Here is a 23,219-nt window from a genome sequence, read left to right as displayed (position 1 = left end):
GCGACAAATAATGTTGCTTTTTTGTAAACGGATTAACAAGGGAGGGAAATCCTGCTATGCTGGCCCACGCGGGACCGGGCGCGTTACCCTACAGAATGAGCAAATCACTTCGCACTAAACCTGAGGTCGTCCGGTAGCCATTACAATGTGAGCGAGGAGAACGTCGTGCTAGAAGAATACCGTAAGCACGTTGCCGAGCGTGCAGCCGAAGGGATCGTTCCTAAACCGTTAGATGCTTCCCAAATGGCCGCGCTGGTTGAACTGCTGAAGAACCCGCCAGCGGGTGAAGAAGAATGCCTGTCCGATCTGTTAATTAACCGTGTTCCGCCGGGTGTTGATGAAGCCGCTTACGTGAAAGCGGGCTTCCTGGCTGCGGTTGCGAAAGGTGAAGCCACTTCTCCCCTGGTCACCCCGGAAAAAGCCGTAGAGCTGCTGGGTACCATGCAGGGTGGTTATAATATTCACCCGCTGATTGACGCGCTGGATGATGAAAAACTGGCCGCCATCGCCGCTAAAGCATTGTGCAACACGTTGCTGATGTTCGACAGCTTCTACGATGTGGAAGAAAAAGCCAAAGCTGGCAACCCCCATGCCAAAAAGGTTTTGCAGTCCTGGGCCGATGCTGAATGGTATCTTTCCTGCCCGGAACTGGCAGAAAAAATCACCGTTACCGTCTTTAAAGTCACCGGCGAAACCAATACCGATGATCTCTCGCCTGCACCTGATGCCTGGTCCCGCCCTGATATTCCCCTGCACTCGCTGGCCATGCTGAAAAATGCCCGCGAGGGTATTGAACCGGATGACGCTGGCAATATTGGCCCGATTAAGCAGATCGAAGCCTTACAGGAAAAGGGATTCCCGCTGGCCTATGTGGGCGATGTGGTGGGTACCGGCTCCTCGCGTAAATCTGCCACTAACTCGGTGCTGTGGTTTATGGGAGAAGACATTCCTTTTGTGCCGAATAAAAAAGGCGGCGGCGTGGTGCTGGGCGGTAAAATCGCGCCGATCTTCTTCAATACTATGGAAGATGCGGGTGCTCTGCCGATTGAAGTGGATGTAGACAAGCTGAATATGGGTGATGTGATCGACATCTTCCCATACAAAGGTGAAGTGCTGAACCACGAAACCGGTGAAGTGCTGGCAAACTTTGCGCTTAAAACCGATGTGCTGCTGGACGAAGTGCGTGCCGGTGGTCGTATTCCGCTGATCATCGGGCGTGGACTGACCAGCAAAGCGCGTGAATCCCTGGGACTGCCGCACAGCGACGTGTTCCGCCAGGCGAAAGATGTTGCTGAAAGCACCCGTGGCTACTCACTGGCACAGAAAATGGTGGGGCGTGCCTGTGGTACCGAGGGGATCCGCCCTGGTGCCTATTGCGAACCGAAGATGACTTCTGTCGGTTCTCAGGACACCACCGGCCCGATGACCCGTGATGAGCTGAAAGATCTGGCGTGTCTGGGCTTCTCTGCCGATCTGGTCATGCAGTCCTTCTGTCATACTGCGGCTTATCCCAAACCGGTTGACGTCTCGACGCACCATACGCTGCCCGACTTTATTATGAACCGTGGCGGTGTTTCCCTGCGTCCGGGCGACGGCATTATCCACAGCTGGCTGAACCGTATGCTGCTGCCGGATACCGTAGGCACCGGTGGGGATTCACACACCCGTTTCCCGATCGGTATTTCGTTCCCGGCGGGTTCTGGCCTGGTGGCCTTTGCCGCGGCGACCGGCGTGATGCCGCTGGATATGCCGGAGTCCGTGCTGGTGCGCTTTAAAGGAAAAATGCAGCCGGGGATCACCCTGCGCGACCTGGTTCATGCCATTCCTTTGTATGCCATCAAACAGGGGCTGCTGACCGTTGAGAAGAAAGGCAAGAAAAACATTTTCTCTGGCCGTATCCTGGAAATTGAAGGATTGCCGGATCTGAAAGTTGAGCAGGCATTCGAGCTTTCCGATGCGTCGGCTGAACGCTCTGCCGCGGGTTGTACTATCAAGCTGGGTAAAGATCCGATCATCGAATATCTCAATTCGAACATTGTGCTGCTGAAGTGGATGATCTCTGAAGGTTATGGCGATCGTCGCACGCTGGAGCGCCGTATTCAGGGGATGGAGAAATGGCTGGCCACACCTGAACTGCTGGAAGGGGATGCCGATGCGGAATATGCCGCGGTGATCGACATCGATCTGTCGGAGATCAAAGAACCTATCCTGTGTGCGCCGAACGACCCCGATGATGCCCGCCTGTTGTCGGACGTGCAGGGCGAGAAAATCGATGAGGTCTTTATCGGTTCCTGTATGACCAATATCGGTCATTTCCGCGCGGCCGGTAAGCTGCTGGACAGCCATAAAGGTCAGCTGCCAACGCGTCTTTGGGTGGCTCCGCCCACCAAGATGGACGCGGCCCAGCTGACGGAAGAGGGCTACTACAGCGTCTTTGGTAAGAGCGGTGCGCGTATTGAGATCCCAGGCTGTTCACTGTGCATGGGCAACCAGGCACGGGTGAAGGACGGGGCGACGGTGGTGTCCACCTCAACCCGTAACTTCCCGAACCGTCTGGGCAACGGCGCTAACGTTTATCTGGCGTCTGCCGAACTGGCCGCGGTGGCGTCTCTGCTGGGCAAACTGCCCACGCCGGACGAATACCAGCAGTTTATGAACCAGGTCGATAAGACGGCGGTGGATACTTACCGTTATCTGAACTTTGACCAGCTGTCGCAGTACACCGAGAAAGCCGACGGCGTTATTTTCCAGACGGCGGTATAAGCCTGCGGGGTCTGGCAGAAAGTTCCTGTACCAGGAGCTTAAACAGCACCCTACCGTTGAAAATCCGGGAACCTGCGTTCCCGGATTTTTTTATCCCGGTTTCTGAGGGTGCCGCTGTCTCTGACTTCCGGTTGCCCACGATTTCTCGCCATCAGGGTATAGTTGCGCACTATAGGCAGGGGAGGATAACAGAACCCTTTTTTTTAGTCTCAACGTAACCGTTTGATATTTAATGCTGCTGGCAGATGCATTTAAAAAAGGGTATTTTAGCGATTCAGGTCAAATTTCTTTTTTTATCGGTAAGTTAGCCTTAAAAGGCTACCGTTCACTGCCGTACAGGCAGCTTAGAAACTCTGCAAATTTACCGTATAACGAATTTAAGAGTTCACTGCCGTACAGGCAGCTTAGAAAATGATTGCCAGTGTGCTGGCTGGGGTGATCGGGTTCACTGCCGTACAGGCAGCTTAGAAAGGGGTGAAGCAGACAATGAACGGACTGGAGATGTTCACTGCCGTACAGGCAGCTTAGAAAAACAGGTCAACATTGCAAAGGTCGCGCATCAGGTTCACTGCCGTACAGGCAGCTTAGAAATGTAGGGCTAGCCAGTGATTCCGGCGATCCATGTTCACTGCCGTACAGGCAGCTTAGAAAACAAAAGCAAGTCTTAATAAAAGTATCGCAGAGTTCACTGCCGTACAGGCAGCTTAGAAAGGCAGCAACACTAAAAATTTTACGCACTATTAGTTCACTGCCGTACAGGCAGCTTAGAAACAGCTCCGCTCCGGTGAGCAGGGAGGCGACAAGTTCACTGCCGTACAGGCAGCTTAGAATCGGACGAATGGCCGGGGCATAAATTCGACCACGTTCACTGCCGTACAGGCAGCTTAGAAATGTACCCAATGTTGCCTGTACAGAAATACACCGTTCACTGCCGTGCAGGCAGCACGGAAACCAATACACGGGCTGCTGCTGCCAACAGCCCGTTTACTGTCATTTTGCCGCAAAAATAGCGGTGAAAAAACCGCCTGTCCACGACCATAAACCCGACGTCTGCCGAAAAGCACCTGGCCATCAGGCATCATTAAACAGCGCTATACAGCATTAGCCAGCGAGACAAGGCTCCTGAACTTAGCTACAGGTGGCGTGATATTTTTTCCCACCCGCATTTTTTATGGAGAAAGCGTGGCAGGTTTTCAGGCGGGTATGCAGATCGGTAGCTTTGTATATGTACGCCGTCACATGCTGCTTGCCCTTGAAAGGCTCAACGCCACCAATATGCCACAAACTTTTTTTCAGATAGAGATTGGTGCTGCCAACGCCAGGATTACTCACGCCATTGGTGATGCTCTGCTCCGCTGACTGGCTCAGCGTCTGCTCAATGGTGGTATTTTCCCCATCGGTGGATTTGGTATCAAGCTGCGCCCGGGTAATTGGCGTCCAGCTGCTGCAATTGTCGTCACTACACACATACACGGTAGCCAGTGACTGACCGGAGAATGCGCAAAGGCCCAGCACAGGCAGCAAGGAGAGCAGGCAGGATTTGAGCGTTCCCGCCCGTGTTGGTCTGTGCACAGGTATGGCCGGGCTGACATCTGCATCACTGGATGTTACTGACCGCTTAAAGTTAGACATGAGTTAATTCCTGTATTTGTTTTTTGTTAAGTAAAAATAATATTTAACTATAATGTCATCTAAAAAAAACACATGATAAAACACATATCTTATTTTAATGTGTTGTTTTTATTGTGTTTAATTGTTTTAACAATATCAGGGTGAATGTCTTTCCTGAAAAAAAATATTATTAATGCAAATGTAATTTGCGGTTGTTTTTTATCGGGCTTTCGTCCATCCTGGCTAAATCTGGTCCTGAACGGCTACGGGCGATGTCCTCCTGAGGGCGTGTTTTAAAGGAAGGGTAATATTTATGTCCACGCCTGGCCTGTTCGGGAGAACGTCGAATACTGTTGGCAAAACGTATTATCAGCAGACGATGCGAAGCCGGATGATGACTGATATTCCTGATGTCGGGGCGTTTTCATCCTGATCCGTTCGCCCGTTTTATTGCGGCTTTTTCAGATATGGACTGAAAATGCTGACTTTCAAACTGAGACGGTTTTCGCAGATAAAAATAAATGCAGTTAACAGTATGAGCTGAACCTGAAAGCAGCATAAGGAAAATGCATTTTGGAATCGGTTAAACCTTCAGATTTGAAAACAATTCTACATTCCAAACGAAGTAATATTTATTACCTGCAATATTGTCGGGTGCTGGTGAATGGTGGAAAGGTTGAATATGTCACTGAAGAAGGGCGGCAATCGCTTTACTGGAATATACCCATCGCCAATACCACGGTCGTTATGTTGGGGACCGGAACCTCGGTCACGCAGGCGGCGATGCGTGAATTTGCCAGGGCAGGCGTTCTGGTTGGGTTTTGTGGCGGTAGTGGCACCCCTTTATATGCAGCAAACGAGGTCGAAACCACCGTTTCCTGGCTGACGTCGCAAAGCGAATATCGCCCTACGGAATATCTGCAACAGTGGGTGAGTTTCTGGTTTGATGATAACAGCCGCCTGGAGGCGGCTAAAACTTTTCAACGCATACGTATGGCTCAAATTGAGCGGCACTGGCTCAGTGACGCCTTAAACAGAGACGGAAAGTTTCCCTGCAATCAGGAAACGTTAGCCACACTCCTTACTCAGTTTGAAAAAGGTTTATCGCAAAGCCGGCATACATCGGAGGTGTTATCACTCGAAGCGGTGATGAGCAAAGGCCTCTACAGACTGGCGGCGCAGACGGTAAATTATGGTGGTTTTAGGCGGGCAAAACGGGGCGGTGGCGTGGATGTGGCTAATCGTTTTCTTGATCACGGCAACTACCTGGCTTACGGACTGGCTGCCGTGGCCTGTTGGGTTACCGGCTTACCTCATGGGCTGGCGGTGTTGCATGGTAAAACCCGGCGTGGAGGTTTGGTCTTTGACGTCGCTGACCTGATTAAGGATGCGCTTATTTTACCGCAGGCTTTTATTGCTGCTATGTCCGGGGAAGATGAACAGGAATTCCGGCAGCGCGCCGTTCGCAGCCTGCAAAAGGCGGATGCCCTTGAGGTGATGATTGATGCATTGCAACGCAGCGCAAACTCGCTCAGCACGGTGAGTAAATGAATATTTTGCTGGTGTCACAATGCACTAAACAGGCGCTGACAGAGACAAGGCGCATCCTCGATCAATTTGCTGAGCGCAAAGGCGAGAGAACCTGGCATACCGCGATCACGCTGGAGGGACTCAATACCCTGCGTAAACTGCTGAAGAAAACGGCGCGACGCAATACGGCGGTGGCCTGCCACTGGATTAAAGCCGGTCATCAGACTGAACTGGTGTGGATTGTGGGTAACCTGCGGCGCTTTAATACCCAGGGCGCGGTGCCAACGCACAGCACGCAGCGTGATATTCTGAAAAAGCATGATGAAGACCGGTGGCACTGTGCGGAAAGCATCAGCCTGCTGGCTGCCCTGGCGGGGCTGTTTCATGATTTCGGTAAGGCTAACGCGCTGTTTCAGAATACCCTGAAGGGAACGGGAAAACGCTATCAGCCCTGGCGGCACGAGTGGGTATCGCTGCGACTGTTCTGTGCCTGGGTGGGCAACAGGAGCGACCGCGAATGGTTAACCGCACTCAGCAAGGTCACCGCGGCAGATGAACAACAGGTATGGCAGAACCTGTATCAGGACTCCGATCCTCCTTATCAAAACCCCTTTATGAATTTACCGCCTGTGGCGACCACCGTTGCGTGGCTGATCCTTTCTCATCATCACCTGCCTGCCAGCCCTTCTGGCGGAGAATACCCGCCGGATATATCGCGCATGTCTGACTGGCTCACCGGGCAACTGACGGCGGAATGGAACGCAACCAATCACCTGCATCCGTGGACAGAACAGGAGCGCTCCGACGCCTGGTGTTTCCCGGATGGCACCCCTTTTCGTAGCGCGACATGGCGCGGAAAGGCGCAAAAGTTCGCGGCGCGTGCGCTGAAATTACCCTCACTGAGCGACGCTGGTGGCCTGGAGCAGCGTTTCACCAGCCATATGGCGCGGCTGGTACTGATACTGGCCGACCACCATTATTCAGGGCTGCCTGCCACCAAAGGCTGGCAGGACCCGGAAGGTAAAACCTGGGCGAATACCTGTCGGCAGACGACGGCATTAAAGCAACGGCTGGATGAACATAATATTGGTGTAAGTCAGAATGCCCTGCTGATTGGCCGCTGCCTGCCGCAGTTACGCAGTACCTTACCGGCGATAACCCGGCATAAAGGGTTCAAACAGCGCAGCAAGCTGGCGCAATTCCGCTGGCAGGACAAAGCCTGTGACCTGGCCTTATCGTTGCGTGAACGCAGCCGGGCGCAGGGTTTTTTCGGCATTAATATGGCCTCAACCGGCTGCGGTAAAACCTTTGCCAATGCACGCATTATGTATGCGCTGGCGGATGAAAAACAGGGATGCCGTTTTTCGGTAGCCCTGGGTCTTCGCACCCTGACGCTGCAAACCGGTGAGGCGCTGAGGGAAAAACTGCGGCTGGAGAATGACGATCTGGCGGTCCTGATTGGCTCGCAGTCGGTATTGCAATTGCATGATCTGCATTATAAAAAAAACACCCTTCCGTCCGATAACGGCCAGGATGATGCAGAAGCGATATTTGCTGAACATCAGTATGTTCGCTACGACGGTGCGCTTGATGACGGGCGTTTACGTCACTGGCTTGGTCGCTCACCGGGGTTACATCAGTTGCTCAGTGCGCCGGTACTGGTGAGCACCATCGATCATCTGATTGGCGCAACGGAAGGGACCCATGGCGGTCAGCAAATCGCGCCGATGCTGCGTTTACTGACAGCTGACCTGGTACTGGATGAACCTGACGACTTCGATATTAACGACCTGCCCGCGTTATGCCGTTTGGTGAACTGGGCCGGCATGTTGGGTTGCCGGGTCCTGCTCTCCTCTGCGACCTTGCCGCCCGCGCTGGTACAGGCTCTGTTCAGCGCTTACCGGGCGGGCCGGACAGAATATCAACGTGCCTGCGGGGAGCCGGATATTCCGGTAAATATCTGCTGTGCCTGGTTTGATGAATATCACTGTGTGCATCACGATATTGCGCCGATTAACGCTTTTGTGCAGCATCATGGCGATTTCGTCAGCCGTCGGGTGCGGGGATTGCAACATGTCGGGGTGCTTCGCCGGGGGAAGCTGCTGGCCATCAACGCGCCTGGCACGCGGGAAAAGGACGTGCTGGACAGCATGGCAGAAACCATGCTGGCAGCCATGCAGAGGCTGCATAATTGCCACCATCAACAACACGCGTCCGGGAAAACCCTCTCGGTTGGGCTGATTCGAATGGCGAATATCGATCCGCTGGTCGCGGTCGCCAGACGCCTGATGCAGACGGCGGCACCGGCGGATATGCACATCCACTACTGCGTGTATCACAGTCAGCATCCGCTGGCGATGCGATCGCACCTTGAGCAGTGTCTGGATGCCACGCTGACCCGTCATGACCCGCAGGCTATCTGGCAGCGCCCGGACATCAGCCCTGTTTTTAACCATCCTGAACGGCACCACCTGTTTGTGGTACTGGCCACCTCCGTTGCGGAAGTCGGCCGGGATCATGACTACGACTGGGCGATTGCGGAACCCAGTTCGGTTCGTTCACTGATCCAGCTGGCCGGACGTATTCAGCGCCATCGCCGGGAAGCGTGTCATATCGCCAATCTGCTTATCCTGCAAAAAAACCGCAGGGCGTTGAAAAATATGGAGTTGGCTTACTGTCGGCCTGGTTTTGAATCGGCGCGTTTTCCCCTGAGCAGCCACGATCTCAGTAAGATCCTGCTGCCGTCTCAGTATCAGATTGTCAATGCCATCCCCAGGGTGCAACCGGTTGCGCAGGCCGATGCCGCAGGCAATTTAGCCGCGCTGGAACATGCCGCACTCTACGCCATGCTAATCAAACCCGTGCGGCAACATCACTATTACGCGGCGCAGTGGTGGCGGGAACAGGCCACCTGGAGCGGTGAACAGCAAAGGATCACCCCGTTCCGACGCTCTGCCCCTGAAGAGCTGCACTACCTGTGCCTTGAGGAGGAGAGCTCACTGCCGGTGTTTAAAATGCCTGACGTCTTGCCCGGCTGCTGGAAAGACAGCGCGGGTTTTCAGCCATGCCAGATCGGTTTTGCCAGTGGGATCAGTCCCTGGATAGTGGTGGATTATCCACAGGTGTACCAACACCTGGCGGAGACGTTGCAGATGCCGCTGTGGCAGGTGGGCCAGCGATTTGGTGAGGTAAGCCTGGCGGAAAAGGATGATGATACGCGGTGGTTTTACCATCCGCTGCTGGGGGTGTTTGGCGCACCCGACTGAGTGCGCCGCTGCCTGTACGGCAGTTAAAGTCAGTAGTTATTAACTTCTAAGCTGTCTGAACGACAGTTCAGGCATTTTACAAATAAAAAGAATGAAGTTCCAGAAAACCAGGGCTTAAAGATGACGCTTACTGATATGAACAAAAAATATACTTGTAGCGAAAAATTGTCTGTGTAAAATATCACATCTTTAGATTGTAGTTATTAAGGATGGTTTTTTGTGCGCAAGTACTGGATTTCGGGATTTCTGTTGTTTGCCCTTGCTACGTGCATCTTGTTTGCTAAATCTAATGTCAGCAATTTCAGATTAATCGACGAGTCAGCAGTGGGGATAAAACAGCAAAATTTTTCAATGTTTTCAATCATCTTTAACCATAACAAATCATAGCTAACGGAAAGGCTTAAGGAGCCAGTCATGGCGGATGAAGGATTCACGTTATTGATTACCGCTTATATCCGGGCGCGTGGTCAGCCGAAGCTGGAAGCGTTTGATAAAGCGGCGGAAAAGACGCTGGTTGAACTCAGCGACAGTGCGCAAATCTCTCTGGCACGCCAGAACCTGGCCAGCCAGCGGCGCGAGCTTGAACAGCGTTACGAGGTGCAACGCTGGCTGAGTGATGCAGCCAGTCGGGCCGGTCAAATCAGCCTGGTCACCCATGCGTTGAAATTTACCCACAGTGACGCCAAAGGCAGCAGCCGGTTTGAGGCATCCAGCGGACAAACTGACGCTCACTATCTTTCCACCGCCACCCTGCACAAACCGTCGATTGATGCCGTTGGCAATGCGGCGGCTCTGGATGTTGCCAAACTATTGCAGATCGAATATCAGGGCGAATCGTTAATTGCCGCGCTCAGCCGGGGCGATTATTCCCCGCTGGCGCCGCTGGCCGAATCTGAGCAGCAGCTCACCGCGTGGGTGGAAGGCTTTCAGCAGGTGCTGCACGACAGGCAGGCCAGCTCACATAAGCTGGCGAAACAGCTCTACTTTCCGGTGGGTGACAATCAATATCATCTGTTGGGGCCGCTGTTCTCCTCTTCACTGGCCCATGCTTTACATCAGCGCATCGTTGAGGCGCGTTTCAGCGATAACGCGAAAGAAATTAACGCGGCTTTCAGGGAAAAACGCTGGCATTCAGCACCACGGATCGGCTACCTCAATATGGCTTCGCAAAATCCGGGCGGCTCCAGGCCACAAAACATCTCTTACCTTAACAGCGTACGGGGTGGGCGGAGCTGGTTGCTTTCCTGTGCGGCACCCGTCTGGCACAGCCAGCCCGTACCACCGGTAAAGCACACCTCGGTATTTAACCGCTACAGCGCATTCAGCCAGATGGCCCGTTCTGCTGTCTGGCAACTTCGTGAATTTTTACTCAGGGTGAAAGGGCAGCCAAATAACATGGAGATACGTCAGCGCCGGCTGGCGTATACCGATGAAATAATCGACATGCTGTTTAACTATGCGGCTGGCGTTCAGCATGACGATATGCAGCAAGGCTGGAGTGCGCAGGACGCCTGTCAGCTAAAGCGATCGCAGCAGCTGTGGCTTGATCCAGGAAGGGCAAAAGGCGATGAGCAATTTTGTGCCGAACGTGAACGCGGTGAATGGCAGAAAGAGCTTGCTGTGGATTTTGGTCTCTGGCTTAACCGGCAGCTAAAACATAAAGATCTGAACATGAGCGAGACGGAACGGCGGGAATGGTCGACGGCATCGCTGTTTAAGCAGCGGCTGCGGGAGTTTGAACAGGCGGTGAAGGAGGAATGGCAATGAGCAGTTTAATCCTGTTGCGGCATCTTCGTGTGGAAAACGCCAATACCGTTGCCGGGCTGACCTGGGGGTTTCCCGCCATCACCCATTTTCTGGGGTACACCCACGCACTTTCACGCAGGTTGCAGCAAAGCCACGGTCTGACGCTGGATAAATGCGCGGTGATTTGCCATCAGCAACAGCATCACGCCCATGCTTCCGGTGGCCGTGATGCGGTTTTCTCGCTGACACGAAATCCGCTGACCAGAGAGGCAAAAACCGCTGCCTTCAATGAAGAGGGGCGTATGCATATGACGGTCTCTTTATTAATTGAGTGTCAGGGGGCGATAGCGAATGGCCGGGAAGGTGCAAAAGCGCTGGAGGCACATCTTCAGACACTGTGCGTCAGGCAACGTCTGGCGGGTGGCACAGTCATCAGCATGGCGGAAGCCAGAGTCATCGGTTATCCGCATGAGCAGAAGTCACTGCGGCGCGTATTGTATCGTCTGCTACCAGGGTTTGCTTTACTGGATCGCTCTGCCTGTCTTTCCGAACATTATCAGACGTTAAAGCAGCAAAATCCGCAGGCAGAAATGATCGACGCCTGGCTGGATTTTGCCGTGGTCAAAATGTCGGCGCTGGCGGTGGACGGCGATGCCAGCACCTCCACGAAAACCCCGGCAGAGTGGCGTTATGTTGCCAAACCTCAGCCGGGCTATCTGGTGCCGATCCAGACCGGCTGGCAATCCGTCTCCCCGCTGTTTCCCGCCGGAGAAGTGGAGAAATCCCGCGATCCTGCCACGCCTTTTCGCTTTGTTGAGGCGATATACGGCATCGGTGAGTGGCGAAGCCTGCACCGGATTACCGATCTGAACACACTGCTGTGGTGCCATGACTATCAGGATGGGCTGTACCGTTGCTGTTCTGTATTGTCTGCACCCACTGACACATATGAATTCATTGACGAAGAATAACGTAAAGGAATAACCGAATGGCTAAATCAACGATTAAAACCGCTTCCGTGCTGGCTTTCGAACGCAAATTATCCAATTCAGACGCGATGATGTATGCCTGCAACTGGCAACAACCCGAACAGCGTCAGGCGATTGAGATTAAAGAAAAGGCGGTGCGCGGTACGATTTCCAATCGCCTCAAAAATGCGCTGGTCAGCGATCCGGCAAAACTGGACGCAGAAATTCAGAAGGCCAATCTGCAGCGGGTGGATATTGCCGCCCTGCCTTTTGATGCCGACACGCTTAACGTCAGTTTCACCCTGCGCGTACTGGGTAATCTGGCGGTGCCCTCCGTCTGTAACGATCAGGAATATCAGGCCGCGCTGTCGGAGGTGATTAACCGCTATATCGCGGAGCAGGGGATGGGCGTGCTGGCCGCCCGCTATGCGGAAAATCTGGCGAATGCCCGTTTTCTGTGGCGCAACCGCGTTGGTGCGGACGAAATCCGCGTGTGTGTCACTGGTAAAAGCCAACCTTTTGAGTTTGACAGTACCCGGCTGAGCCTGCGTGAATTCAGCCAGCCTGCGGGAGATCTGGCGCAACTGGCGCGGGAAATTGAACAGGGGCTGACGGGGGACAGCTTCGCTTTTTTCAGTATTGATGCTTTCGTGCGCCTGGGGAAAGGGCAGGAGATATTCCCTTCCCAGGAGCTGGTGCTGGACAGCAACAGTAAAAAAAGCAAAGTGCTGTATCAGGTGGATGGCTGTGCGGCATTGCACTCACAGAAAGTGGGTAATGCACTGCGCACCATTGACAGCTGGTATCCGTCGGCGGCGACGCTGGAACTGGGGCCGATCGCGGTTGAGCCGTATGGCTCGGTGACCAGCCGCGGTAAAGCATATCGCCAACCGAAAGATAAAATGGACTTCTACACGCTGCTGGATAACTGGGTGACCAAAGGGATCAAACCTGAGACGGAGCAACAGCATTACGTGATGGCCGTGCTGATCCGCGGTGGCGTGTTTGGTGAAAAAGGTGAATAGGGGCGGGTATGGATCATTACATTGAAATCCGCATCCTGCCCGATCCTGACCTGGAGTTAAGCGAAGCGAGGCTGATGGCAGCATTGTTTAGCAAACTGCACCGGGCACTGGTCAGCGCCGGGGAAGGGGGCATTGGGGTGAGCTTTCCGGGCGCGGCAACCACACCGGGAGACAGAATACGGCTGCATGGCTCACGGGCGGCACTTTCCCGTCTGGAAGCGCTCTCCTGGCGCAAGGGGTTAACTGATTATACGGATTACAGTGGTATTTTGCCGGTGCCTGAGACGGCACAGTACCGTATTGTTCGCCGGGTACAGTGCCAAAGCAGCGCGGAACGGCTGCGTCGGCGTTCGGTAAGGAAAGGCTGGTTAAGCGAAGAGGAAGCCAAGGTGCGTATACCTTACGCCAAAGAGCGGCTCTTATCTTTGCCGTATCTCCGGCTGAAAAGCCTTTCCAGCAGCCAAACCTTTCTGTTGTTTATTGAACAGGGGCCGCTGGTTGCTGAGCCGGTTCCCGGACGCTTCAGCGCCTATGGTTTGAGTTCGCAGGCAACGGTTCCCTGGTTCTGACCCTTTTTTCAGGTCTGTTCCTAACCTGTTGATATGTAGTGCCAGAATTGGATAAAGGAAAAAAGGGTTTTTTAACGGAATTCCCTTTTTTTCTTTTATTCGTAAAGCGTTAGGCTTAAAAGCTAACGGTTCACTGCCGTACAGGCAGCTTAGAAAAGAGCAAGGCTGCTCAGTAAAAGGAGGAAGGCGTTCACTGCCGTACAGGCAGCTTAGAAAATCAAAGAAACGGAGATTGCCAGAAACACCATGTTCACTGCCGTACAGGCAGCTTAGAAATTACGAACCATCAGGCGACCAATAACGCTGGTGTTCACTGCCGTACAGGCAGCTTAGAAAATCATGCGGCCAGGCTGTCGGAATACCCTGACGTTCACTGCCGTACAGGCAGCTTAGAAAAGCTCGAAACAGATTATAAGGCTGCTGATACTGTTCACTGCCGTACAGGCAGCTTAGAAATGGATAAACCATAGTGAGAACAGTTGTTTTAAGTTCACTGCCGTACAGGCAGCTTAGAAATTGCGCCTCGCAAACAGAAGGTGAAAAAATAGTTCACTGCCGTACAGGCAGCTTAGAAAGATTAGCAGAAGAATCTCCTTAAACATTAAACGTTCACTGCCGTACAGGCAGCTTAGAAATTCTTCATCTGTGGCTGATACGGCCTCATACCGTTCACTGCCGTACAGGCAGCTTAGAAAAACAGATTTTCAGATCAACTGCAGAAGCCATGGTTCACTGCCGTACAGGCAGCTTAGAAATCCGGCGTTTCAGGTTTTTTCAGCTGCTGAACGTTCACTGCCGTACAGGCAGCTTAGAAAACAGCGCATCGTCAAAATATTGTTTTTTTATCGTTCACTGCCGTACAGGCAGCTTAGAAACACACATCAAGACCAAAAGTCCCGCACGTGGTGTTCACTGCCGTACAGGCAGCTCAGAAAACTTATCAGGCAAAGAACCGGTAAATTAGTATGGTCCCGTACAGGCGGGGATAGTATCCATGCTCAGTACCGCCCAATAAAAACGATGCTGGCAGGACAGATGCGCCCCCTGCAAAATGCAACTGTACTATTACCGGATATCGTAATCAGCCCTCCGCTGGCGGGTATCTGAAAATTATCGGTCAGCTTTACTATTTGATCTTTTTTTTCTGATATACCTGAAACATAATTCTTAACTACCTGTGCATATGATCTGCTTTCCTCCTCTGTCTGGAAAAAAGGATTTTACAGGTTTTATTTATATATAATTGTCACTGTGGTAAATAGAATCTATTCAGTCAATTCCTGTCTGAAACGTGATTTTTAATATAAACCAATAGCCCCTTTTCAGGCCTGAGGATGATTTATCCTGTCAGGCATAAGTCCGGTCGCTGCTGATAATAGCGATGCGATTTTTCTGAGAATATGCGGAAAAAGAGAAAAGGCACATGCGGAATGTTTTCGGCACTGTTGCAAATATCAGAAGGGGGGCTTCTCACGTGGTAAAAATAAAGCGTTATATTTCAGAGATGCTGCTCACCAGACGCATTTTGTTCAGGGGCAGTCAATCGTCTGACCTTTATGCAGCACCCGCATTACCTCAACCCCTTTTATCATGGCGTCGAACCCAGGCATGGCGCTGATTATTCTTTTCAGTTTGTCATAAGCACATTCGATAAGCTTGTTCCGGTACTTTATCTGCCAGTGCTCAACGTCTGTCGGGTATCGGCCTTCGCGCCTGAGCAGGGCATACGCCTGGCGCAGTGTTGTCGCTTTATCCTTATTGATAAAGCGCAGGAGCTGCCACTATATAACGCTGCTAAAATGTTTCGCGGAAACCGGAACGCAGCGGTATTGTTCCGGCAGGAGGAGAGGTAAAAACGACGGTACAACCTCTGTTCTCGACGGCACGGTACCGATAAGCCCAGTGGTCATTAATATTGATGTATGTCCCGTCAATATGTCAGGATGCTGAGATCGGAGGGTGCCAGTACCAGCCGACTTGCTTTTCCATTTCCGGCGTACAGCACTGTGGCCAATGGTAAATCGTACAATGATTAACACTGGTGCCGCTTTCAGTAAGTATTTTCTGTTATTGCCACCGTATTTGCAGTACCGGCATACCCTCCACGGGATAATGCTGTACTGAAAATGACAGTCCTGGAATGGGGTCATATGCAGCGCCCTCGGCCGACATATCCCCGTCAGATGTTTGCAACAGTGCCGGCATGGCGATACGTCACCTTCATTTTGCCGAAAATCACGAAAGAATAATCAAAATGCACATATCCTGAAATATTAACTATTAATTAGGTAAACTATTATGATATTTATAACGCATCTGTGATAACGGAATTAATATCATAAATTTTGAAAATTATATAATATTATTAGGTTATAATTATGGATGATGAGGAAATGTTAGCTTGTATGTTAAAGGAAATAAGGGAACTTATTGAGAAATATACATCCAATAAAAAAATAGAAACAAATTTTAAACTTGAGAAAAATAATCGTGTGTTGTCGATAGTCATAGAGGGGGTTTCAGATATGGAGATCTATTTTGAAAATATCATCTCTGAAGAAAAAGAAAGTTAACTCTATTGCTCACAAAGAAAAACCAGACCACTTTGCCATAAATTGTGCTATTTTTTTCTGGATCCTCGCACTGGCTGGTTGGCATTCCGGCCACAGATATGCCCTGACAATGGTAGCTGGAATGCTATCTGTCGCAGCATTCATTATCCATATTCTGACAAATCAGGATGTAATTATGTTTAAAAAAAAACCTGTAGATACCACTTCCCTCATTCTTGCCAATAAAGGAAACTCTTTATCAGATGAAAAAAAACAGACCGAGTTCAAGACAGATGAATCAACTGTGATTGCCAAAAATGTATGCTTCGAAGGGAATATTACATCAATCGGTCATGTGTATATTTATGGGGTTTTAAAGGGAAATATAAATACAGAGGCAGGTTTAATTAAAATTGTTAGCAACGGCATGGTTGAGGGGGATATAAAATGCAAAAAGGTTATCATTGACGGGGAATTGAGGGGAGATTGCTTTAGCGAAAATATGGAAATAACAGAAAATGGCAAAGTGTCCGGGAAAATTACCTACCATACTCTGAGCATAAAGCATGGTGGCATACTTTCTGGTCAGGCAGATCCTGTACTTCATAATAATGAGAAAAACAGGATAACAGATATTTCAACCGAGATTCAGTCTGTGGAATTACAGGATATATAGTCGCGACGTGATCCGATCCTGGGTCCTGAAAGGTTGAGAGTTATTGGTTTTAACAGGGGTGTCGGATCCTTATATAAACACAAGGTAGCTCTCATGCTTTATACGGTAGTGTTGCAAAAATGAGGACAAATAACTCTTTGCCTGTTTACCATGCCTTACATTTCAAAAACGCCGCTCACCGGACGCATCGCGCCCAGTGGGGCCAAAGTAAAATAACTCAGTCTGGTCTTTACGCAGCACACGCATCACTTTAATTCCCTTCATCGTGGCGTAAGCGGCCTGCATTGATTTCAATCCAATTATTCGTTTCAGTTCGCCATGCCCGCACCTGATAGCGTTACTTCGGTGAGCTGCCGCTGCCCTGGGGCAGGGGACATGAACGTCCCCGTAGCCGCGTCGTTAAGATCACCGTCGTGTTATTTTCACTGTCTTACCGTGTTGACGTCGCCGCCATCTCATTGGCCGCCTTTGACTGCCGTACAGGCGACTCAGCAACGTTTGCGCGCCGTTGGCGTGAGTTCACTGCCGTACAGCTGGCCGGCAAAATACCGGGTGGCAATCTGCGTCTCATCGGGCGACAGACACTGTTTTTTTGGGGCCGGACTGCGATAATGTGTGCCATATCGCCGTTATGGTCGGCCGTGTGGACAATACAAAGGCCCGTAATCACACCCAGCAGTGAAGTCAACTGACAGAGGACAGCACCATGGAATACGAATTTTTACGGGATAGCACCGGTAAGGTGAGGGTGCGCATGTCGATGGGACATGAAGCCGTGGGGCACTGGTTTAACGAAGAAGTGGAAAATAACCTCGCCCTGCTTGACGAGGTGGAAAACGCCATCGCAGGGGTAAAAGGCAGTGAGCGCCAGTGGCAGCGCGTGGGCCGTGAATATACGCTGTGGATGGATGAAGAAGAGGTGATTATTCGTGCCAACCTTCTCAGTCTGGAAGACGACGGGCTGGAGGAAGGAATGCGTTACTATGATGAAGAGAGCCTGTGTTTTTGCGGCGTTGAGGATTTCCTGGCGGTGATTGCCGCCTACCGGGCCTTTTGTCGGGAGGGCTAAGGGGAAAGCGCCGGGACGCAAATTTATTGACGAAAAGCGTTTCTGCCAGACTCAGTTCGTCAGTTTATTGCCCCTGTCGTTCAGTTCGCATCGAAAAAATGGAGTATGTTGATCCAAAGCTGACGGTGGGCGATAAGTCGCTTGATTATCGTATTAAAGGTGCTCGCCTGAGCGATCGCCTTTAATACGATGACAGTGACACAGAATTACAGACAGGCTCCCCGAAAAGGTCGTGTCATTCCTGGTGTGATCGAGGTTTAATTCCTCCCTTGGTCAGAACAACGCTGCCATCGGCACTCCAGGTTTCTTTTAATTTTGCACCAATCTGCTGGTAATATTTTTCGTGTTCCGCCAGGTTATGGATAACGCTCCATACGCCACGATCCAGCATAGCAATGGGGTACTCCCCGGGGTTAGCAACGTCAAGAACCATTCCATCACCGCCTTCAAAATTATTTTTGATCATATAGGTGGCATAGTTGATCTGAGCGCCATGTTGAACAGCACGATGCGTGGCGGAGTCATGGCTACGAAGAGCATCTGTCCGTTTTATCTCCTGATTTAATTTTTTAATTAAGTCTTCTTCTTCTTTACCAATTAACGGTGTTCTGGGGCGCCCTGCATGGTTAAAAACGATGAGGTCGTGCATATCGTAATCGCCAGTATAGCAGTTTGTTATCCAGTTTTTATGTTGCTTCAAGGCGTGCAATGACGTATCAAGCTGATTGATATCTACAGGATAAATAAATATTCCTTCACTAGTTGTCATGACATTTTCCAGTTGCATATTATTTGTCAGATAAATACCCACCAGTCCCTTTTTTTCATCCCAGTGGCCAACCAGTCCTTCAATACCTGCATTATGAACTTTTGCCATCATCTCATCTTTGTTTTGCGGATAATACTTACTCAATGAGCTTTCTTTAATGGTCTTTTCCAGAATAGAATGGGGCTTTGCCGCTGCGCCATTTTTAAGAGCATTGAGCGTTGCTTTTCCTGCTTTACGGAAGCTGACGGCAAAATTGCCTTTTTCCGTGGCGACTTCCATCATCCCCATATGCTTATCCAGAATAAACTCTTCTTTTACGATTTTGGCCGTCCCGGCTGATGTTTCCCAGGGTAATCCTTTAGGCCAGGATGCTTCATTTTTTGCTACCCATCTTCCAATTTCATTTAATGTGACGGGGATGGTATGTGTCTCTGGATTGGCAACATTGACCACCTGCCATTGGTGTTTTCTCTCGTGCCATTTCACCTTATATACATCACCGTCCTGTTTAATATAATAATCAGGAAGTGAAGATTTTTCATTGATATATATGTTTTTATATCTTCCCAACATTCCTTCAGGTAACTTATTGATGTCTTCTAATAATTTTTCATCATTAACTTTCCATTTTTTGTCTATACAAAATAGTGTATCCTTAACGCCATCAATTCCTCTCCTGACACGGCTGGAACAAAGGGGGAGTTTGTCCAACAAGCCATCAGCATAATCCTGGCCAGGGTGACCCAGTTGACCCAGTGGCTTAAGAATGTCCGTATCTAACTGATAGCGTCTGCCAAATACATTTCCGGTGTTTGGATCCATCTGAACGTAAAAATATTTACCATTATCATCTTTTATTCCTTTTACAGGAACGCGAAAATCCGTGTGTGGCAACTTTGCGGTAGCGTAATTTTCTGAGTGCAGACCTTTTTTTGCCGCAGTGTTAATTGATTCTATTCTTTTCCCTAACGAAGCATGATTTTCTTTCAGCACGTCTAATACATAAACTGGCAATATTCGATACGTGTCTGTCAGTAGCTCAAATCCGGGATCGGCGCTTCTGAGTACGTTTTTTCCAAGTTTTGCCAGTTCTTTGATGGTGGGGAATGACGCTTCCTGATACAGATTTTTTACAAGCCCCTTTACTGCTGATTGGGGGACCCCCTGCGTTCCTTTTAACATTCCCCTGGCCAGGCCCTGGCCAAATTTCCCACTCATACTGCCGATTTTAATAAATGTATCAAAAAACGTCAGTGCGTCTAACAAACAGGCAGGAACTGCCTGAGAAGGGTCATTATTTTGTATACCTTCAACACAGTCATAAAAGGGAATTAAGTGTTTGAAAAAATCCCATGTTTTCTGCCTTGTCGATTTATCGTTGCCTGCGTCGTAAACAGATTTATATAATTTTTCACGATATATCTGGTTGAAATGATTGATCAATCCCAGTTCATTTTTCTGCCTGTTTATATTCTCATTCTTATTTTCTGTGGTGGAGAAATAAAATAACTGACCAGTTCCATCTTTAACGCCATTGTCGGAGAATTTCGTAAAACCATTCACAGGACGGTAATCGAGAATGTCAGCATGGATAAAATTACTGATGTCATTATCAACGCGTATCAGCCTGTATTTGCTCTCATCTCCATTTCCTGTACTCTTGAGGGCGTAAATACGTTTCTCATCTCCAACCTGAACAGTAATAAGTTCGGCCTTGTCCAGGTTGATATTTTTTACGGCAGGTGCTGATATTTTTTCAAAAAAATGTTTGGTTCCCGGGTTGTATAAATCCTGTTCACCTAATTTTTCTGAAAAAAGAAGGTCTTTCTCTACACTGTAGCTGGGCTCCATAGTAAACGATGTTGGATAAATAATGGCATCAGGAGAAAATATAAAATTGGCATCTTTTTTTTCTATACTGGAGAACGTGGACCAGAGAATATAAAAATTGATATCGGCAAAACTGTCGGCAACCTTTTCTGTGAGTTTCTTCCAGGCTGTATCAAGATCTTCAGGAGCCTGAGCACAGGGCTTAGAGATACCATCCATATAGTCCTGCTTTGCTTCCTCTCTTCTGAGGAGAAGGTCCATCTCTGTATTGAAATATAACGGGGATTGCTCAATAACCACGTCCATTGTAGGGGGGATAGCCTCACCGCAGTCATTAACAATTTTTTCTGCTAACTTTCCTCTGCTCATCCATTCTTTGACGGCAGAACGATAAGCTTCAAACTTAAGGCTGATATCCTGGTATTGAAAATACTGATTAATGGCTATCACATGGTGATAAAACATATCTTCCTGAGCATGGATTTCTTCCGGCCTGATTTTTGCCATCAGTAAAAGGGCGGGAAGTAAAATAAAAGAGTGGATACTCATGTCTTCTGCAAATGCCGTTTCCCATATTGCTTTACCAAGGTACAGGATCTCCTGAGAGGTAAAATCAGACAATTTTCCTTTATCAGCCAGATAGAGAGAGCCGCTGTAATACCAGTTAAACTCAGGATCGTCTGTTGAAATGTTATCAATATTATCAATGGGATGATAAAAGAGAGGGAACCTCTTCTTCATAAATAAAGACCAGATATGCTCAATACTGGCTCGTTTTTCTTCAGGAATGTTTATTTGTCTCTCTGCGAGTATTTTTTTCAGCGAAAGCGTTTGCTTCAGCGCGTTGATTGTTAGAGGAGCTTTATTAACGGCAAGTTTATCAGCCAGATACCATTCAGGTGACATGCCCATGATGGTACGAAATATCATATCCATGACCACAGATTCAGCGAAGCTGTTAGATATTGCCTCTCCTTTTTTGCCGCCATAAAGGTTGCTGTCAGTCAGAATATGTTGTGCCAGAAGTTGTATTTTCACACTGGAGATAGTCTGCTGACGATGGTTATCTGCTGGCATGATATACCCGGCGATGGCGGCGGCGACGTCACCCGTTTTAAATTTATCGATCTCTGTATCGGGAAGTAATTTCTCGTTTTGTAAAAAATCAATCAGCGAGTGGTGAATTTCCGCATCGAATACATCATCACCAGCGTATAGCGGGGATTCGTCAGGCACTACATCTCGTTTGGATCGCATATGAGGTTGCGAAAGTGAGGTGGGAGAGAGATTTATTGTTGAGTTTTTTGCGTCTGTACTCCCATCTGGGATGTGCTCCTGGTGCGGTGTCCTTAGCCTGTTCCACAGATGTCTTCCCCAGGAGAAAACGCCGATGGTAGCCAGCGAAATCGTGTTACCTTTTACTCCCGCTATGGACGAGAGATACGCCGTTATTGCAAACGTCGTCGCAACCATTCCTGGATTGGGTAAGTTCACTATCTGTTGATTCGGTACTGAAGAAACTGGCGTTTGCGGCACAATGGTATTTACCGCGTTTTTCTCTTCTGCAAGCGTTGTCGAATGCGCTGTGGCATCGCACTGGGTATTGAAATGGCTGTGGGTGATTATCTGTTCATCTGTGTGATGGCGTGTTTCTGTCTTGCGGGTAGCACAGTATGACAGGCCTGAAAATCCACTTTCCTGCCGGAGTCTGTCTGTTGCCAGCCAGTGTGCTTTCTCAGCAACAGAGTAATTTTCAAGTGCCAGGGATTTGGGGTTATTTTGTACCGTGGCGCGGATAGCCGCATCATATCGTGCCGTGGAGTTCGATGAAAAAGCGGTCATGTCCCCGATAAGAGAAGAGGATGCTCCCAGGCGATCATCACGTCTGCTGATGGATGTTTGCATGCAGGTATCCACCTCAAAAGCGGGTATCCGGTGGAGAGGAATATTTTCTTCATGGTAGGCCGCGACTGGTGCAGGAGTGCCTGCTATATCTCCCAGCTTATTCCAGTACTCGTTAGCGCGAATTAAAAAATCCGCCATAATGGTGGGTATCCTCAGGCACCAGCGCTGTGGTGCCTGATTGTTTTTCATCCAGGGTTTTACTGCAATGGCTGTAACGGCCATTGCAATGAGAATATGTTCGTAGAGAGCGGTATTCTCTCCCTCTGGAAAGGGATGTGAAAACGATTCACCAATCCATTCGACGATATTTTTCCTGATAAAATTTGCCAGTTCAGAGATAATATTCAAATTATCAGGGAGTAACCATGATGACAGCTCAAGAGTATTTAATATGGCATAGTCAATATTTCTTTTTCTGGTAACGGCATTATAGAGGCTGATGGCGGCCACGGCTATCCGTGGAGAAATACCGGGAAGTAATGCTGAAAGACAGGTTGATATAATCCTGCTATTTCCGTTGCTGGCCATTAACTGGAATAATTGCTGGAGCGCGCGGTAGCTGTCCTCTGTCAGGGAGACATGAGAGTCAGCTTTCTCCGACACGGCGCTTTCTCCGGTGGTTCTTTGATCGTTGGCATTAAAACTGGTTTCATTAACTTCTTGCCAGTCTATAATATCTTTCCAGACATCGTTTTCTTCCCAGTTGATAATATCTTTCCAGATATCATCTTCTTCATGGCTAATAACGTCTTTCCAAATATCATTTTTTCCCTGGTCAATAATGTCTTGCCATATGTTTTTTTCCTTTGTTATTGGTTTTGCGATGACTTCTGGTGTTCTGGTAAATGATGAGGGAAGGCATTTTGTATGAACAGATGGCATTTTTTTCTCCTTTTTTGCATGTTTTTATATAGCAAAAAACGGATGATTTTTGATACAG

General features: G+C 49.5%; 13 protein-coding genes, 1 pseudogene and 2 CRISPR repeat arrays. Of the genes and pseudogenes, 11 read left to right on the top strand and 3 right to left on the bottom strand.

From position 1 onward, the window contains the following. Positions 1-165 precede the first annotated feature (165 nt). Positions 166-2,763, top strand: a complete 2,598-nt coding sequence (gene acnB / locus EB241_RS09215; RefSeq protein ID WP_124232896.1) for a bifunctional aconitate hydratase 2/2-methylisocitrate dehydratase — start codon at positions 166-168, stop codon at positions 2,761-2,763. Positions 2,764-3,086: 323 nt separating this feature from the next. After that, a CRISPR array of direct repeats spans positions 3,087-3,714; the repeat unit is 28 nt; unit sequence GTTCACTGCCGTACAGGCAGCTTAGAAA. A gap of 177 nt (positions 3,715-3,891) precedes the next feature. On the opposite strand, the gene EB241_RS09210 is transcribed toward acnB, so the two are convergent. Next, on the bottom strand, positions 3,892-4,395 hold the full coding sequence (locus EB241_RS09210) for a hypothetical protein (RefSeq protein WP_124232895.1): 504 nt from the start codon (positions 4,393-4,395) through the stop codon (positions 3,892-3,894). A gap of 549 nt (positions 4,396-4,944) precedes the next feature. Here EB241_RS09210 and cas1f point away from each other — a divergent pair. The 6 genes from cas1f to cas6f all read left to right on the top strand — a co-directional run bounded on the left by cas1f (position 4,945) and on the right by cas6f (position 13,478). Then, complete coding sequence (gene cas1f, locus EB241_RS09205; protein ID WP_407644265.1) at positions 4,945-5,925, top strand: type I-F CRISPR-associated endonuclease Cas1f; 981 nt, start codon at positions 4,945-4,947, stop codon at positions 5,923-5,925. Further along, complete coding sequence (cas3f, locus tag EB241_RS09200) at positions 5,922-9,170, top strand: type I-F CRISPR-associated helicase Cas3f (protein ID WP_124232893.1); 3,249 nt, start codon at positions 5,922-5,924, stop codon at positions 9,168-9,170. The genes cas1f and cas3f overlap by 4 nt, the downstream gene beginning before the upstream one ends. Before the next feature lie 414 nt (positions 9,171-9,584). Further along, positions 9,585-10,937, top strand: coding sequence for a type I-F CRISPR-associated protein Csy1 (gene csy1, locus EB241_RS09195; RefSeq protein WP_124232892.1), 1,353 nt, complete (start codon positions 9,585-9,587; stop codon positions 10,935-10,937). Then, the gene (gene csy2, locus EB241_RS09190; protein WP_124232891.1) at positions 10,934-11,887 is read left to right on the top strand and encodes a type I-F CRISPR-associated protein Csy2; all 954 of its coding nucleotides are present in this window, start codon (positions 10,934-10,936) and stop codon (positions 11,885-11,887) included. Before csy1 ends, csy2 begins: the two co-directional genes overlap by 4 nt. A gap of 17 nt (positions 11,888-11,904) precedes the next feature. Then, on the top strand, positions 11,905-12,909 hold the full coding sequence (csy3, locus tag EB241_RS09185) for a type I-F CRISPR-associated protein Csy3 (protein WP_124232890.1): 1,005 nt from the start codon (positions 11,905-11,907) through the stop codon (positions 12,907-12,909). Between the two features lie 8 nt (positions 12,910-12,917). Next, positions 12,918-13,478 carry a type I-F CRISPR-associated endoribonuclease Cas6/Csy4 gene (gene cas6f / locus EB241_RS09180; protein ID WP_124232889.1) on the top strand — a complete coding sequence of 187 codons (561 nt, stop codon included), beginning with the start codon at positions 12,918-12,920 and terminating at the stop codon, positions 13,476-13,478. A gap of 128 nt (positions 13,479-13,606) precedes the next feature. Continuing rightward, positions 13,607-14,413: a CRISPR direct-repeat array (repeat unit 28 nt; unit sequence GTTCACTGCCGTACAGGCAGCTTAGAAA). A 556-nt stretch (positions 14,414-14,969) separates the two neighbouring features. Here the strand turns inward: cas6f and EB241_RS09175 are convergent. Continuing rightward, positions 14,970-15,628 (bottom strand): annotated as a pseudogene (locus EB241_RS09175) (DDE-type integrase/transposase/recombinase). Positions 15,629-15,856: 228 nt separating this feature from the next. Here EB241_RS09175 and EB241_RS20915 point away from each other — a divergent pair. The 4 genes from EB241_RS20915 to EB241_RS20910 all read left to right on the top strand — a co-directional run bounded on the left by EB241_RS20915 (position 15,857) and on the right by EB241_RS20910 (position 17,960). Beyond that, positions 15,857-16,051, top strand: a complete 195-nt coding sequence (locus tag EB241_RS20915) for a hypothetical protein (protein ID WP_158612402.1) — start codon at positions 15,857-15,859, stop codon at positions 16,049-16,051. Then, the gene (locus EB241_RS09170) at positions 16,017-16,706 is read left to right on the top strand and encodes a bactofilin family protein (RefSeq protein ID WP_124232888.1); all 690 of its coding nucleotides are present in this window, start codon (positions 16,017-16,019) and stop codon (positions 16,704-16,706) included. Before EB241_RS20915 ends, EB241_RS09170 begins: the two co-directional genes overlap by 35 nt. Before the next feature lie 706 nt (positions 16,707-17,412). Further along, the gene (yacL, locus tag EB241_RS09165; protein WP_124232887.1) at positions 17,413-17,775 is read left to right on the top strand and encodes a protein YacL; all 363 of its coding nucleotides are present in this window, start codon (positions 17,413-17,415) and stop codon (positions 17,773-17,775) included. A 26-nt stretch (positions 17,776-17,801) separates the two neighbouring features. Further along, the gene (locus EB241_RS20910) at positions 17,802-17,960 is read left to right on the top strand and encodes a hypothetical protein (RefSeq protein WP_158612401.1); all 159 of its coding nucleotides are present in this window, start codon (positions 17,802-17,804) and stop codon (positions 17,958-17,960) included. A gap of 50 nt (positions 17,961-18,010) precedes the next feature. Here EB241_RS20910 and EB241_RS09160 read toward each other — a convergent pair whose 3' ends face one another. Continuing rightward, a complete protein-coding gene (locus tag EB241_RS09160) occupies positions 18,011-23,161 on the bottom strand; it encodes a hypothetical protein (RefSeq protein WP_124232886.1) in 5,151 nt (1,716 codons plus the stop codon). Between the last annotated feature and the right edge of the window lie 58 nt (positions 23,162-23,219).

The organism is Erwinia psidii, from assembly GCF_003846135.1.
GTDB classification, from domain to species: domain Bacteria; phylum Pseudomonadota; class Gammaproteobacteria; order Enterobacterales; family Enterobacteriaceae; genus Erwinia; species Erwinia psidii.
The sequence above is the reverse complement of the archived record's forward strand: the minus strand, read 5'-3'. Positions and strand labels throughout refer to the sequence as shown.